Origin of the sequence: Calothrix sp. PCC 6303, assembly GCF_000317435.1 — a bacterium.
Taxonomy (GTDB): Bacteria; Cyanobacteriota; Cyanobacteriia; order Cyanobacteriales; family Nostocaceae; genus PCC-6303.
In genome coordinates this window covers 2,219,078-2,232,927 of record NC_019751.1, presented here as the reverse complement: position 1 = coordinate 2,232,927, position 13,850 = coordinate 2,219,078, and the positions used below count along the sequence as shown (strand labels likewise).

Sequence of the window (13,850 nt, the reverse complement as noted above, 5' to 3'; positions counted from 1 at the left end):
TGACTCCGTTGCTGCTCAAAATGGAGTTTCTACTTGTAAACATAGATTTTCCCCAGATTGAGGATGTCCAAAACACAATTCTTTGGCGTGGAGATGTAAACGCCTACCATCATCACATCCGTACAATGAATCACCTAAAATCGGTATATTTAATCCTGCTTTATCGGCAGCATGAACCCGTAACTGATGAGTGCGTCCTGTTAACGGGTAAAAATTAATGCGAGTATAGTTTCCTTCCCGCTTTATAACTTCAAAATTAGTTACACTGGGTTTACCATATTCCCAGTTAACCTGTTGATAGGGACGATTTTCTGGATTTCCCCATAGTGGCAACTCCACCGTACCTCTATCACTACTTAGCAAACCAGAAAGTAAAGCCTCATAAACCTTCTTTACTTTTCTACCTTGAAATTGCCCACTTAGTTGACGATGGGTTTGGGTATCCTTTGCCAGTAACAAAATACCAGAAGTTTCCCCATCCAAACGGTGTACACTAGCAATCTTATTCCCATCCGGCAATACATTCTGCAAACGACTCACCACACTATCTTGAGTATCGTAATATCTTCCCGGAACTGATAACAAACCAGCAGGTTTATTCACCACCATCAACCATTCATCCTCATAAATCACCGAAATCTCAGCAATTTCAAGTTTCCTGACTTGTAAGTGAGTAGGGAGTAGTGAGTAGGGAGTAGTAGAAAAATCCCTTACATTTTTGACGGGGGAAAAAATTTGTTCATCGTGACTGCCTTCTGCCTCCTGACTTCTGCCTTCATTTAACCCCGACAGTAAAAACCCCATCATGGGTTGGCAACGTTCGACACAAGCACCATAAAATTCACCCGATACCTTCCCAGTAAAAGTTCCAGCACCCCACCAAAATTCAGCCATAGCCAAAGGCTTAAAACCGTTACTAGCAGCATAATTTAGTAACTTAGGAGCGCAACAGTCTCCAGTTCCCGTCGGCAACCCATGGGGCATAAACTTCTGTAAAGATTGAGACATTCCATAAAAATTCATCACTGAATAAGCCGCGTGCATCTTAACTTGAAGCTGACGAGAAAGTTGCCGACGTTGGCTTTTTAACTCCTGAATTCGTGCATCTGCTGCCTTAATCACCAACTCCAAAGGTTCTAAAACACCTCTAATTTTCCGTTTCAGCAACCTTCTTTCAGTTCCATCCTTACGACTTTCATAATCCAACCGAGTCAAAACAGTGATATCCTCAGCAAAAGCCTGTCTTTCTTGACTTCGTTGAGACTTGCGATCGCTATGAACAACAGACATCTGTTGTAACGTTACTTCCCATTCCCGTGCCAAATTTTCATACTCTAAACGTTCCGGCAACTCCCGAAGACGAATCAACTCCTGCTTAATGGCATCCAACATCACCAAAGTTTCCGTCTCATCCACCACCACCGACTCACGTCCCGGAATCGGAGGTACCCAACCCTCCACCAGATTACAACCATTTAGCAACCCAGAAAAAGCCTTCAACACCCTCTGTTCCCCACTTGGCAACTCAACCAACAAAACACCAAACATCTTTCCCTTTTGAGCATACCCCTCATCAACCGCCAAATCAGCCATCAAACCCCGTGCAACAGACTCCACCAAAGCAGTGCGGGGCAACCTCAACAACACCCCCGTCTGTGGACAAACACCTTCATAATAGTAACCCGGCAACAAATCCGGAACTGCAAACCCCTCACCCACAAAATCCGTAACCCGATGTAAAACCATCAACCTCCTCCCCTCTTCCTCTCCTCCTCTCTTCCTCCTCTGCGAAACTTTGCGCTTTCCTCCGCGTGCTTTGCGTTAAAACTCTTAATCATCATAAAACTCCATACATATCAACCAGGTATGACTATAGTAAATCCCTATGATAAAAACGTTACAAAATTTAGTATGATGACAGCATCAAACAAATAAGTATTTCTTCCTATTGACTATGATGGCGGATCAATTTCCTTGGCTGACCGCGATAATTCTACTACCATTAGTAGGCGCTTTTTTGATTCCTTTACTACCCGATAAAGATGGTAAATATGTGCGCTGGTATGCACTAGGTGTAGGCATCGCCGACTTTATCTTAATGTGCCTTGCATTCTGGCTCAACTACGACCCCAATAGTACAACCTTTCAAATGGCGGAAAGCTACAGTTGGCTTCCCCAAATAGGTTTAAGTTGGTCAGTTTCCGTTGATGGGCTATCATTTCCCCTAGTATTACTAGCAGGATTCGTCACCACATTAGCCATTTTTTCTGCATGGCAAGTTGACAGAAGACCAAAACTATTTTATTCATTAATGTTGGTACTTTACGCTGCCCAAATAGGCGTATTCGTTGCCCAAGACTTGCTATTATTCTTTATTATGTGGGAAGTCGAACTGATTCCCGTTTATCTACTGATTTGCATTTGGGGTGGACAAAAACGCCGCTATGCAGCCACAAAATTTTTAATATATACCGCTGCTGCTTCTATATTTATTATCGTCGCTGCGATCGCTATGGCGCTGTATGGAGGTAATGACGTTACTTTCGATATTGTTGCCCTTAAACTCAAAGATTATCCCCTCGGTTTAGAACTATTCCTCTACGCCGGATTACTCATTGCATTTGGTGTTAAATTAGCAGTCTTCCCCCTACACACCTGGCTTCCAGATGCTCATGGTGAAGCTTCTTCACCAGTATCAATGATTTTGGCTGGTGTCCTCCTAAAAATGGGTGGATATGGAATCATTCGCCTCAATTTAGAAATGCTGCCCAATGCACATATCTACTTTGCCCCAGTTTTAGCGATTCTTGGTGTTGTTAATATTATCTACGGCGCTTTAAACTCCTTTGCTCAAAACAACATGAAGCGTCGTTTAGCATACTCATCCATATCTCACATGGGATTCGTCCTGTTGGGTATTGCTTCTTTTACCGACTTAGGCATCAACGGGGCAATGTTACAAATGATATCCCATGGTTTGATTGCTTCAGTTCTATTCTTCCTTGCTGGTATTACTTACGACCGTACCCACACAATGATGATGGAGGAAATGGGCGGTGTAGGTCAAGCTATGCCCAAAGTTTTCGCCCTATTTACCATCGGTGCTATGGCATCTTTAGCACTTCCAGGCATGAGTGGTTTTGCGGGTGAGCTTTCAGTATTTCTAGGTATTACCACCAGCGATATTTACAGTTCCACCTTCTGTACAGTCACAATTTTCCTTGCCGCAGTGGGAGTTATTCTTACCCCAATTTACCTTCTCAATCTTCTCAGACAGGTATTTTATGGAAATGGGAAAAGCCTGATTTGTGACATAAATAACACCACATCAACAAATTTGACAGACGAAGAAGTTGCCTGTTTTGGAACAGACTGTCTTTTACCCAGTCAATCCATCTATCGAGATGCTAGTCCCCGCGAAATATTTATCGCTGCTTGTTTCATAGTGTTGATAGTTGGAATTGGTTTATATCCCAAGGCGGCAATGGGAATGTATGATGCGAAAACTGTGGCTATAAATACTCAAGTCCGCCAATCTTACACCCAAATTGCTCAAACCAATCCTCGTGTATACGCTAATGGCTTTTTGAATCCTCAAATTATTGAGTCGGAGATGCCTTCGGTTTTAGGAACTTTGAATCAGTAAGCAGTAAATAGCAGCCCTTTCAACGCGAACTAGTGTACTAGCTTTTCTGTCCAAAATACACGTCCAATTAACCCCCTAAAAATAAGGCTTGTGATAAATCTTCGACAAAACGAATAATTTAATCGGCGGTATATTGATCGTTTTTGATCTGCGGAGATCGTAAATTTGTATGGATAACTAAAAAACTTAATTTTACGGTAACGCAAGAATGAGGGTTTCAGCCGGAAAAATGGTAGTACGTATGAACGCGTTGAAAGGACTGGCAGTAAATAGTTATCAGGTACATTTTTTGTAGGGTGTGTGACACTTAGAGAGATTCTGAATGTAGTAATAAAGCTTTTGGTGTCACTCACCAAACGAGTGTTGTGACAATACAGTAAGTCCTGGTAGTATAATAATCGTTTGTCTCTGAACTAGATCATTGGCGCGTGACACAAGATTGATATTCCTCTTTGAAATGAGAATCTTTCGTGTCACACACCCTACAAGTTTATTTCAGGTTTTCAGAAAAGAAACTCATTGTCAATTGCCATGCTTCCTTTGCCGCAGGAGCGACATAGCTATCACGACGATCACTAAAAAAGCCATGTCCTGCTGCGGGGAAAACTGTTAGGGTGTAACGTTTTTTGGCAGACGACAGTGCTGTGGCAATTCTGCCATGTTCATCAGGGGGAATTAAGTTATCCTCAGCACCATATATCAACATAATTGGTGCTTTCATCCCAGCGACTTGATCTAAAAGTGATTTACGTCCTAATTGATCTTTCGGGTTATCGATTCCCCCACCATAAAAAGCAACTGCACCTTTAAATTTATCAGCGTGAACTGCATTCGCTAAAAATGTATAGCGTCCACCCATGCAAAAACCCATCACACCAACTTTATTAGCTGTAACCTCTTTACGTTTAGCTAAAAATTCTAATCCCTTACCAACTTCAGACATAACTGTGTCATCATTGAGGGTTTTTAATTTAGCGATCGCATTTTGAATATCTGTATAGTTATAGGTAGCACCATGATAAAAGTCTGGGGCAAGCGCTGCATACCCTGCCCTTGCCAAGCGATCGCATACTTCTTTAATATAGCTATTTAAGCCGAAGGCTTCCATAAATACCATCACCGCAGGGGCTGACTTTTTACCTTGGGGATAGACGTAATATCCTTCTAATCCCTCAGCTAAAGTAACAGTTTTGCCTTTTACAGCTTGTGCCGCTATAGTTTTATCCGTTCCAAATTTAGCAATGAGTGACGTTGAAGCAACAGCAGCAGATGTAATTAATAAGTCTCGTCTTTTCATCAATTCTTCAAGGGACAATAGTCAAAGTAGCTCTGTAATTATATATCCCTGGCGGTAAGTCTTGAGGAGCTTTCACTAAAGTCTGTAGTTGTAAGTCTACTTTACCTGCGGGTATAGTTGTAAAGTTTTTGCCACTGGTATCACTACTATCTTGCTCAAATTTCAATAAGCTTGTATGAACTGTTCCACGGGGTTCAGGGTGAGAACCAGATACAAATTCCGGAGGAGAAACTATAATATTGCTTGGTTGGGTGGAATCAAAATGCAGAGTTGTAGATCTTTGTCCTTGAGGTGACTTAATGATTTTCAAACTCGAAAGTAACTCAGAATTAGGTGTTGGTGAAATCCTAACAGATGTTCTTTCTGGAACCACTCCACTAAAATGAATTTGAACCTCAGTGCTTTCTGCCCAAGTAGCTGGGGTTACTATCAGTATATTTGTCAGTATTAAACCAGAAGTGATGGCAAAACGCTGAAGCATAAGTAATTTCTCTAATATATAAGCTATCCTCCGAGGATACATTCTGGGTAAATACTCTTACAACCGCGAAAACGCCAGAGAAAAAAGCCAGAATAGGAGTTTTTGAACACCTAATTTGGTTAAACTTAAAGTCAGTATCTATTACTTATTCAGTATATACTTAATCAATAATTACTTATTAAACAAGCTTTTAGATTCAAATCTATAAATTTCTTTTTTAGTATAATTTATTGTTTATTTATACTATTATGCTGAAAACTTTAGTTGAACATCCACGCAAAAAAAGTGAGACATACTTTTGTATATATGTCTCACTTAAGCGTCTGAAGGCAATTAAACTTAATAATCCTAAATTTCCTGGTTAACCACCAGCAACAGCAGGAACAATACTCACTTCATCCCCATCTTTGAGGGGGGTAGATGTTCCATCCAAGAAACGAATATCTTCGCTATTTACATATAAATTCAAAAATCTGCGGGGTTTCCCGGCTTCATCACACAAACGCGCTTTAATACCAGGACAAACATCCTCTAAGGAATTGATCATCTCATCGATGTTAGTACCACTACATTCAAGGGTAGCTTGGTTGTTGGTGAATTTTTGCAGCGCAGTGGGGACTAAAACTTTTATCGTCATAAATTTAGAAAGTTGTGGAGGATGATGGTTGAAGATTTTGGACTATATCTTAGTAAATCCAAAATCTGGAGGTGCTGTCAATTAAACCAAGACTTGCTGCCATTCTAAGCGATCCAAAGTACGCGATCGCTCAAGCGCACTTTCAAAGCTATCGAGTTTTGCATCAATTGTGAAGGGTTCACCAATGTAACCTTGAACAGCTTCTTGGGTTTTCAAACCATTACCAGTAATGTAAACCACGGTAGTTTCATCTGGATCGATTTTTCCAGCTTCCACCAACTTCTTCAATACAGCAACGGTGGTTCCACCTGCGGTTTCCGTAAATATGCCTTCGGTTTCAGCCAGTAACTTGATGGCTTCGATGATTTCGGCATCAGTTACTGATTCAATATTACCACCTGTCTTCTGTGCCAGTTCCACCGCGTATACACCATCTGCGGGGTTGCCAATAGCGAGGGATTTAGCGATTGTGTTGGGTTTAACTGGTTTTATGAAGTCTCTTCCTTCTTTGAAAGCTTCAGCGATGGGTGAACAACCTTCTGCTTGAGCACCACTGAAACGGACTTTTTTATCTTCGACTAAACCAACTTCGACAAATTCTTGGAAGCCTTTGTAGATCTTAGTAAACAACGAGCCAGAAGCCAAAGGTGCAACAACGTGGTCTGGGAGTTTCCATCCCAGTTGTTCGGCAACTTCAAAGCCTAATGTTTTGGAACCTTCAGAATAATAGGGGCGAAGATTAATATTGACAAATCCCCAACCATGTGTGTTAGCTACTTCTGAACACAGGCGGTTAACTTGGTCGTAATTACCTTTTACAGCCATCAAAGTTGGACTATAAACAAGACTACCTAAGACTTTACCAGCTTCTAAATCAGAAGGGATGAATACACAACAATCCAATCCGGCGTAGGCAGCGATCGCAGCTGTAGAATTAGCTAGGTTTCCTGTACTTGCACAGGATACAGTTGTAAAGCCTAGTTCCCGCGCTCGACTCAAAGCCACAGATACCACCCGATCCTTAAAGCTGAGGGTAGGCATGTTTACAGCATCGTTTTTGATGTAGAGATTTTTTAGACCTAAACGACGTGCCAAGCGATTAGATTTAACTAATGGAGTCATCCCCGTACCCACATCTATATAGTTGTCGGTAGCAACTGGGAGAAAATCACGATAGCGCCAAATTGAGTTGGGACCAGCTTGAATACTTTCGCGGGTTACAGAAAGGCGCAAATTACTATAGTCATACTTTACTTCCAAAGGACCAAAGCAAAGCTCACACACATGTAGTGCTTTGGGTTCATATTCAGCACCACACTCCTTACACTTCAACGCTTTGAAGTTACCAGTATTTACGTGAGCCTGTTTTGCTATCGCTTGAGTCATAAAAGTCGCCTTCCCTGTACTTCCATCAATCGTGAAACGATGCTATCACGAGTAAAAATACTAGTCAAACATACCCGACTATTTTTGTCGGGTATATCTGATTCCTGTTTTCTATAGCGATTATCAATTGAGTTAAATAAAAAGCCAGCAGGAACTAGGCAGTTTAAATCAAAAAAATGTCAGCAGACATACAAGTATCTTTTATTACTATCTACTACTCACTCATCGTAGAGACATAGCTTGCTTTTTTGGGATTGGTATAACTTTCCCCATATTTTTTGTAATCAACAAAAAACCAGCCAATCTAAAAGATTTGGCTGGAATGAGGATTCAAGGAACATTTAAAACTTACTATTTTCTGCTGAACCGAGATTTAAAAACTGAACTATCAGACTTGTTTATAACTACTTCATATATGCTTGAGCTCTAGCTTTAACTTTATCTAATATTCCTTCTACACCGCTATTTTGAGACTCTTTTAAAGAAGCCAGAATTTGGTTCTCTCGTTCTTGATCTTCTGGAGTACGGGGTCTATCAAAAAATAGACCACCAGAAATTCTTTCTAGTTCATTAACAGATAATTCAATCATTTCATTGTTAGTTTCGTTAATCATAATTAGCTCCGAATTAGTTGTATTAGTTAGTTAATTTGGGGTGCGGTGAGTAATCACCGCGTTGACTTATAAAATTAGAATGAGAATACTGATTTTCCAGCGCTGGAATCAACTTTTTCTTGAGCAATTTGAGTTAAAGATTGGCTTCCACCAGAACCATTAACTAAAACTGAGTTAATTACGTTCTTTTCAGCGAAGAAGTTAGCAAATTCATTTAAACTTGCTCCACCACCTGCAACTGTATCTAGTTCGTCAGTGGAAAGTTCGATTGCTTCGTTGTTGATTTCGTGTGACATGATTTTGACTCCGTTAATTGTTTGTATTAGTTAGTTAATTTGTGGTGCGGTGAATAGTCACCGCTTTGACTTATAAAATTAGAATGAGAATACTGATTTTCCAGCGCTGGAATCAACTTTTTCTTGTACAACTTGAGTTAAAGATTGGCTTCCACCAGGACCATTAACTAAAGCTGAGTTAATTACGTTTTTTTCAGCGAAGAAGTTAGCAAATTCAACTAAACTTGCTCCACCACCTGCAACTACATCTAATTCGTCAGCGGAAAGTTCGATTGCTTCGTTTTTGATTTCGTGTGACATGATTTTGACTCCGTTAATTGTTTGTATTAGTTAATTTGGGTTGCGGTGAATAGTCACCGCGATTAGTAATAATTCAGCTTATTTAGAAAACACGTAGTTGTTTTTCAGCTTCAGATAAGATATCAAAGTCAGATACCTGGCTCAAAGACTGGACTCCATTAGGACCAACGTTTAAAATTGAATTGATACCAGTTGCCTGAAAGTTGAAAAGAGCTTTTTCATCTAAACTTGCTGCACCACCTGCGACTACATCTAATTCGTCAGCGGAAAGTTCGATTGCTTCGTTGTTGATTTCGTGTGACATGATTTTGACTCCGTTAATTGTTTGTATTAGTTAGTTAATTTGGGTTGCGGTGAATAGTCACCGCTTTGATTTATAAAATTAGAATGAGAATACTGATTTTCCAGCGCTGGAATTAACTTTTTCTTGAGCAATTTGAGTTAAAGATTGGCTTCCACCAGAACCATTAACTAAAACTGAGTTAATTACGTTCTTTTCAGCGAAGAAGTTAGCAAATTCATCTAAACTTGCTGCACCACCTGCGACTACATCTAATTCGTCAGCGGAAAGTTCGATTGCTTCGTTGTTGATTTCGTGTGACATGATTTTGACTCCGTTAATTGTTTGTATTAGTTAGTTAATTTGGGTTGCGGTGAATAGTCACCGCTTTGATTTATAAAATTAGAATGAGAATACTGATTTTCCAGCGCTGGAATTAACTTTTTCTTGAGCAATTTGAGTTAAAGATTGGCTTCCACCAGAACCATTAACTAAAACTGAGTTAATTACGTTCTTTTCAGCGAAGAAGTTAGCAAATTCATTTAAACTTGCTCCACCACCTGCAACTGTATCTAATTCATCAGCAGAAAGTTCGATTGCTTCGTTTTTGATTTCGTGTGACATGATTTTGACTCCGTTAATTGTTTGTATTAGTTAGTTAATTTGGTTTGCGGTGAATAGTCACCGCTTTGATTTATAAAATTAGAATGAGAATACTGATTTTCCAGCGCTGGAATCAACTTTTTCTTGTACAACTTGAGTTAAAGATTGGCTTCCACCAGGACCATTAACTAAAGCTGAGTTAATTACGTTTTTTTCAGCGAAGAAGTTAGCAAATTCAACTAAACTTGCTCCACCACCTGCAACTACATCTAATTCGTCAGCGGAAAGTTCGATTGCTTCGTTTTTGATTTCGTGTGACATGATTTTGACTCCGTTAATTGTTTGTATTAGTTAGTTAATTTGGTTTGCGGTGAATAGTCACCGCTTTGATTTATAAAATTAGAATGAGAATACTGATTTTCCAGCGCTGGAATCAACTTTTTCTTGAGCAATTTGAGTTAAAGATTGGCTTCCACCAGAACCATTAACTAAAGCTGAGTTAATTACGTTTTTTTCAGCGAAGAAGTTAGCAAATTCATCTAAACTTGCTCCACCACCTGCAACTGTATCTAGTTCGTCAGTGGAAAGTTCGATTGCTTCGTTGTTGATTTCGTGTGACATGATTTTGACTCCGTTAATTAGTTGTGTGTGTTTTGATTGTGTTTTGCGGTTTTCACCGCCATGATTACACTTAGGGAGAGGTTTTTGGTTTCATGCAGTTTTTTTGGGGTAGAACCAAATTTTGTGTCATAAAAATGTCTGTAATCCTTATCCAGACAGGAAAAAACTTTTCAAGATTAATAAAATTCTGAAAAAATACCCCCCTGTAGTTATTCCGATACTTTAGAGAAACTACAAGGGGGTGAATTAAGTCACATTTATAGAGAAGTTGTCTAAAACTTTTGTACTAGCGATGTTTTAGGCTGTTCGAGGTTTTCGGATTTGGAGGAAAATAGCGATCGCTAAAACAATCCCACAACCTAATGACGTTGTTTTCAAGGTGGAATAGGTTGAATGTTTAATAGCAACCGCAACAATTGCCCAAATAATCACACCTGGGTAAGCTATATCTTGACGACGTAATGCCACAGCACATCCTAACCCAGTGGCTACAATTACCATAATTACAGCCCAAAGTTCCCCAGATATACCCCAACCATCCCAATTTTGTGAATACAATGCACAGGCTACATTCACGATACTAGCAACGCTAATCCATCCCAAATATATGCTAATTGGCAGATGTACACACCATTTTCTGACACGAGACACAGGGGTGATAGCAATTCCCAAACGTAAATAAGCTGTAATTAAAGATAAGACAATTACCAGCATTGCCAAAACTGAAGGGATAAATAAACGGGACAGAAACAAATATACCCACACGCATTGAGCAACACTTGCCAGTACAATCGGGTATCCAGCTTGCCGCAGATTCCCATCTTCCCTTTGGGCTGGTAATATTTGATAGATTCCCAAACCAAATAAACCCAGGTAAATTAATCCCCAAATTGCAAATGCATAGTTTGCCGGAATAATCAAGACATCTCGAAAAACCGTATTGGAAATTTCCCCGATACTCTGTCCACCAAAGGGGAAAATATTCGAGATAGCATTAATGCCAAAAGCAGCAATAATCGCAGCGATGGTAATAATTTGGCGGAGGAAATCTTGGTGATTTTTGGAGGTTGATTCCTGCATGGCAGTACCCTATGAAGTGATAGCCAATAACTATAAAATTGAACTGAATTGAAATCTGTTTTGGCTTAACCCCATTCTCCCTTAATTTTTTCTCAACGTGGTTGAGAGTTTAAAGCTTGTATTTGCTGCAACATTTGCTGAGATTTTTGCGACCATTCTGGGTTATTCTGTGATGCGTATAAATTGCGAGCATGTTCAAAAACTTGTGCAGCGTCAGAGTTGCGATTCATCTGCATAAACGTTAAGCCAGCACCATAATAGGCATTTGGATAATTAGGATTGGATTCAGCCGATTTTCTAAAAGCGTCCAAAGCATCAGGAAATTTGCGTTGCTGAAATAGCACCATTCCCAAATTATAATGTGCCTCGGTATATCGGGGATTTATCTTAGCGGCTTTGCGGAAAGAATCCTTTGCTTTATCCAGCTTATCTTGCTGGAGATAACAGATCCCCATGTGGTAGGCTGATTCGGGAGCATTTTTACTAAACTCCTGTGCTTTCTTGAATGATTCAATTGCGCGATCGCATTGTCGTTGTTGTTGCTGCAATAACCCCAAATTATAATGAGCAATTCCCAATTTTGGTTCAATCTCAATTGCCCGCTGTAAATAGTCATTTGCTAATTGCCAATTATTTCCCTCCAGTAATGCACCCCCCAAATTGGCATAAGCTAAAGAAAACCTAGGATTCTCCTGAGTTGCACGGTAAAATGCGTTAGCTGCTGGTTGTAATTGCCCAGCTTGTCGCAAAGCTAATCCCAAATTATAGTGTGCAGCTGCCAATCTCGAATCTAATTCGGTGGCTTTCTCAAAAGCATTTATTGCTTCTTGTAACCTTCCAGCTTGAATTAACTGCAAACCCTCATTTAAGAAGTCTGTAGCTGTTTTTCCAATATACCCTTGAGCAATAATATCTACAGATGGGGGAGTTACAGAAATAGCTGGAGTGGAAGCCGAAACAAATACCATTGTCATCAGCAGTAAACTGATTAGTTTTAACACTTGTTGTCTACTGTAAGAAACTTTCTCCCGACTATTAGCCTTCAGCTTTTTCCGGCTTCTATAAAAATTTATCCACATAATTCTTAATCTTGGCTATCTTCAAATAGTTGTTCAATCTTATGACTAATGAATAATCAATTTGAATGCTGAGATTGATAAAACTTAAAACTTAGTTACAGCAGATTTTAACTTCGTTAGGTACAAAAATACCCCACCCGCGCTATCGCGCACCATCCCCCTGCCAAGGGGGAGGGTTGAGGAGGGGTGTACTAGTTGCAAAAAGCTGTATTTTCTTTAACAAGACAAACTGATTGAGCTAAATATTACACCAAAATATCCAAATCTTCTCAATTTTATTTCTGATATTCACCAGAGCAAACATGGTGAGTAGATGGTTACAAATTTCAGGAGGCAGTGGGAAAGGGGTCATCCAAGTCCCAAAACCTGCCTTGTCGAATCCCTCCCCCCTCGTACACCGTAGCTATTTAAGACTGGCAATACTTTTATCAGCATTGCCACGTTCTCGCTCGATTTGTCTGACTAAACCTGATGGTAGCTGTGTTTTTTTGGCTAAAGCTTTGTCAAAGTTGCTTACTGCTTCGCGCATCTGTTGACTGCTTTTTTCTTTATTGGCTTGAGCGCGGAGAATTTGAGCTTTGAGATAGTATACTTCTGGGTTATTAGTTGTCACCTTCAGAGCGCGGTTAGCATATTCTAGAGCTTTGGGATATTGCTTCAAATCTCGATATGCGATCGCTATTCCTCTATCAACTAGATATTGGGGACTTGCATTTTTTTCTAAGCGCTCAATTGCTTGGGTAGGATTCGCAAATGGTAAATTTACAGCTAGCATCAAATCCATATAACCTTTAATTAGGTTCAATTCCGAATCTTGGGGGGAAACTGCTTCCGCTTTGTCTAAATTTTCATATACTTGTCTTAGCTTACTCATCGCTTGGGGAGCACCGTTAACGGTTCCTTCCCGACTCAGAATTACAGCACCCGATAAAAAGTGACCAACCGCAGCATACAGATGTCCCCGTAATGTATCGGTAGGAATCAATTTTTCGGCTGTTTCCAGAGTTTTTTGACTATAGGTTTCCAACATAGCAAAATCCTTGTTACTGTAAGCCAAGGAGGCTCGCATTGCATAGGCTAGTGGTTCATCAGGTTCAGAAGTCAGTGCTTTTTGAAGATAACTATCAGCAGCTTGGTAGTTTCCTTCTTGGAAAATAGCCTTAAACGCAGCTTCGGTGTTGTCACCAATATTGCGGGTTTCTTTCGTCCGGAAAGGGTCAGCCCCAACAGTAGGACTAACTTGGAGGGTAACGGCTAAAACACTGCAAAACAAAGCTGCTGCAAGTCTATTGATGTTAATTGGCATGATCTTTGATTGTGGGAATACAAACTTATTCTTCATAGCTGACCTCAGAATAATCACTATGGTGATAGTCTTTAATATTACTTATAATTTTAGAATACGAATATAATAATATGTGTTTTTTTGCTAGTAGTTATTTTTGCCTCACTCCCCAAATGGCTATTAGCATTTAGTGGTTAGCTTTTGGCTAGGAGCTAATAGTTAACAACCTTGAGTATAACTTCTCA

At 39.9% G+C, this 13,850-nt stretch carries 17 protein-coding genes; 1 reads left to right on the top strand and 16 read right to left on the bottom strand.

Annotated elements, in window-relative coordinates:
- Nucleotides 1-15: 15 nt before the first annotated feature.
- Entirely contained in the window at nucleotides 16-1,746 is a 1,731-nt protein-coding gene (locus CAL6303_RS09125; RefSeq protein WP_015197557.1) for an RluA family pseudouridine synthase, read from the bottom strand.
- 208 nt (nucleotides 1,747-1,954) lie between these two features.
- On the opposite strand from CAL6303_RS09125, the gene CAL6303_RS09120 reads away from it, so the two are divergent.
- Entirely contained in the window at nucleotides 1,955-3,646 is a 1,692-nt protein-coding gene (locus tag CAL6303_RS09120) for an NAD(P)H-quinone oxidoreductase subunit 4 (protein WP_015197556.1), read from the top strand.
- 490 nt (nucleotides 3,647-4,136) lie between these two features.
- On the opposite strand, the gene CAL6303_RS09115 is transcribed toward CAL6303_RS09120, so the two are convergent.
- The 15 genes from CAL6303_RS09115 to CAL6303_RS09045 form a co-directional block, all read right to left on the bottom strand.
- Nucleotides 4,137-4,943 carry a dienelactone hydrolase family protein gene (locus tag CAL6303_RS09115; RefSeq protein ID WP_015197555.1) on the bottom strand — a complete coding sequence of 269 codons (807 nt, stop codon included), beginning with the start codon at nucleotides 4,941-4,943 and terminating at the stop codon, nucleotides 4,137-4,139.
- 7 nt (nucleotides 4,944-4,950) lie between these two features.
- Nucleotides 4,951-5,424: a hypothetical protein gene (locus CAL6303_RS28410; protein ID WP_015197554.1), complete on the bottom strand. Its 474-nt coding sequence runs from the start codon at nucleotides 5,422-5,424 to the stop codon at nucleotides 4,951-4,953.
- A 361-nt stretch (nucleotides 5,425-5,785) separates the two neighbouring features.
- Nucleotides 5,786-6,061 carry a MoaD/ThiS family protein gene (locus CAL6303_RS09105; RefSeq protein WP_015197553.1) on the bottom strand — a complete coding sequence of 92 codons (276 nt, stop codon included), beginning with the start codon at nucleotides 6,059-6,061 and terminating at the stop codon, nucleotides 5,786-5,788.
- Between the two features lie 81 nt (nucleotides 6,062-6,142).
- Complete coding sequence (gene thrC / locus CAL6303_RS09100; RefSeq protein WP_015197552.1) at nucleotides 6,143-7,447, bottom strand: threonine synthase; 1,305 nt, start codon at nucleotides 7,445-7,447, stop codon at nucleotides 6,143-6,145.
- A 404-nt stretch (nucleotides 7,448-7,851) separates the two neighbouring features.
- On the bottom strand, nucleotides 7,852-8,061 hold the full coding sequence (locus CAL6303_RS09095; RefSeq protein ID WP_015197551.1) for a hypothetical protein: 210 nt from the start codon (nucleotides 8,059-8,061) through the stop codon (nucleotides 7,852-7,854).
- Nucleotides 8,062-8,135: 74 nt separating this feature from the next.
- On the bottom strand, nucleotides 8,136-8,357 hold the full coding sequence (locus CAL6303_RS09090) for a CTB family bacteriocin (protein ID WP_015197550.1): 222 nt from the start codon (nucleotides 8,355-8,357) through the stop codon (nucleotides 8,136-8,138).
- A 78-nt stretch (nucleotides 8,358-8,435) separates the two neighbouring features.
- Nucleotides 8,436-8,657, bottom strand: coding sequence for a CTB family bacteriocin (locus CAL6303_RS09085; protein ID WP_015197546.1), 222 nt, complete (start codon nucleotides 8,655-8,657; stop codon nucleotides 8,436-8,438).
- Nucleotides 8,658-8,739: 82 nt separating this feature from the next.
- On the bottom strand, nucleotides 8,740-8,961 hold the full coding sequence (locus CAL6303_RS09080) for a CTB family bacteriocin (protein ID WP_015197549.1): 222 nt from the start codon (nucleotides 8,959-8,961) through the stop codon (nucleotides 8,740-8,742).
- Between the two features lie 78 nt (nucleotides 8,962-9,039).
- Nucleotides 9,040-9,261, bottom strand: coding sequence for a CTB family bacteriocin (locus CAL6303_RS09075; protein WP_015197548.1), 222 nt, complete (start codon nucleotides 9,259-9,261; stop codon nucleotides 9,040-9,042).
- 78 nt (nucleotides 9,262-9,339) lie between these two features.
- Nucleotides 9,340-9,561, bottom strand: a complete 222-nt coding sequence (locus CAL6303_RS09070; RefSeq protein ID WP_015197547.1) for a CTB family bacteriocin — start codon at nucleotides 9,559-9,561, stop codon at nucleotides 9,340-9,342.
- Nucleotides 9,562-9,639: 78 nt separating this feature from the next.
- Nucleotides 9,640-9,861 (bottom strand): CTB family bacteriocin, encoded by a 222-nt coding sequence (locus CAL6303_RS09065; RefSeq protein WP_015197546.1) that lies wholly within the window; start codon nucleotides 9,859-9,861, stop codon nucleotides 9,640-9,642.
- Nucleotides 9,862-9,939: 78 nt separating this feature from the next.
- Nucleotides 9,940-10,161 (bottom strand): CTB family bacteriocin, encoded by a 222-nt coding sequence (locus CAL6303_RS09060; RefSeq protein WP_015197545.1) that lies wholly within the window; start codon nucleotides 10,159-10,161, stop codon nucleotides 9,940-9,942.
- 297 nt (nucleotides 10,162-10,458) lie between these two features.
- Nucleotides 10,459-11,241, bottom strand: a complete 783-nt coding sequence (locus CAL6303_RS09055) for a hypothetical protein (protein WP_015197544.1) — start codon at nucleotides 11,239-11,241, stop codon at nucleotides 10,459-10,461.
- A 92-nt stretch (nucleotides 11,242-11,333) separates the two neighbouring features.
- Entirely contained in the window at nucleotides 11,334-12,320 is a 987-nt protein-coding gene (locus tag CAL6303_RS09050; RefSeq protein WP_015197543.1) for a tetratricopeptide repeat protein, read from the bottom strand.
- Nucleotides 12,321-12,723: 403 nt separating this feature from the next.
- The gene (locus CAL6303_RS09045) at nucleotides 12,724-13,662 is read right to left on the bottom strand and encodes a Sll0314/Alr1548 family TPR repeat-containing protein (protein WP_015197542.1); all 939 of its coding nucleotides are present in this window, start codon (nucleotides 13,660-13,662) and stop codon (nucleotides 12,724-12,726) included.
- Nucleotides 13,663-13,850: the final 188 nt, after the last annotated feature.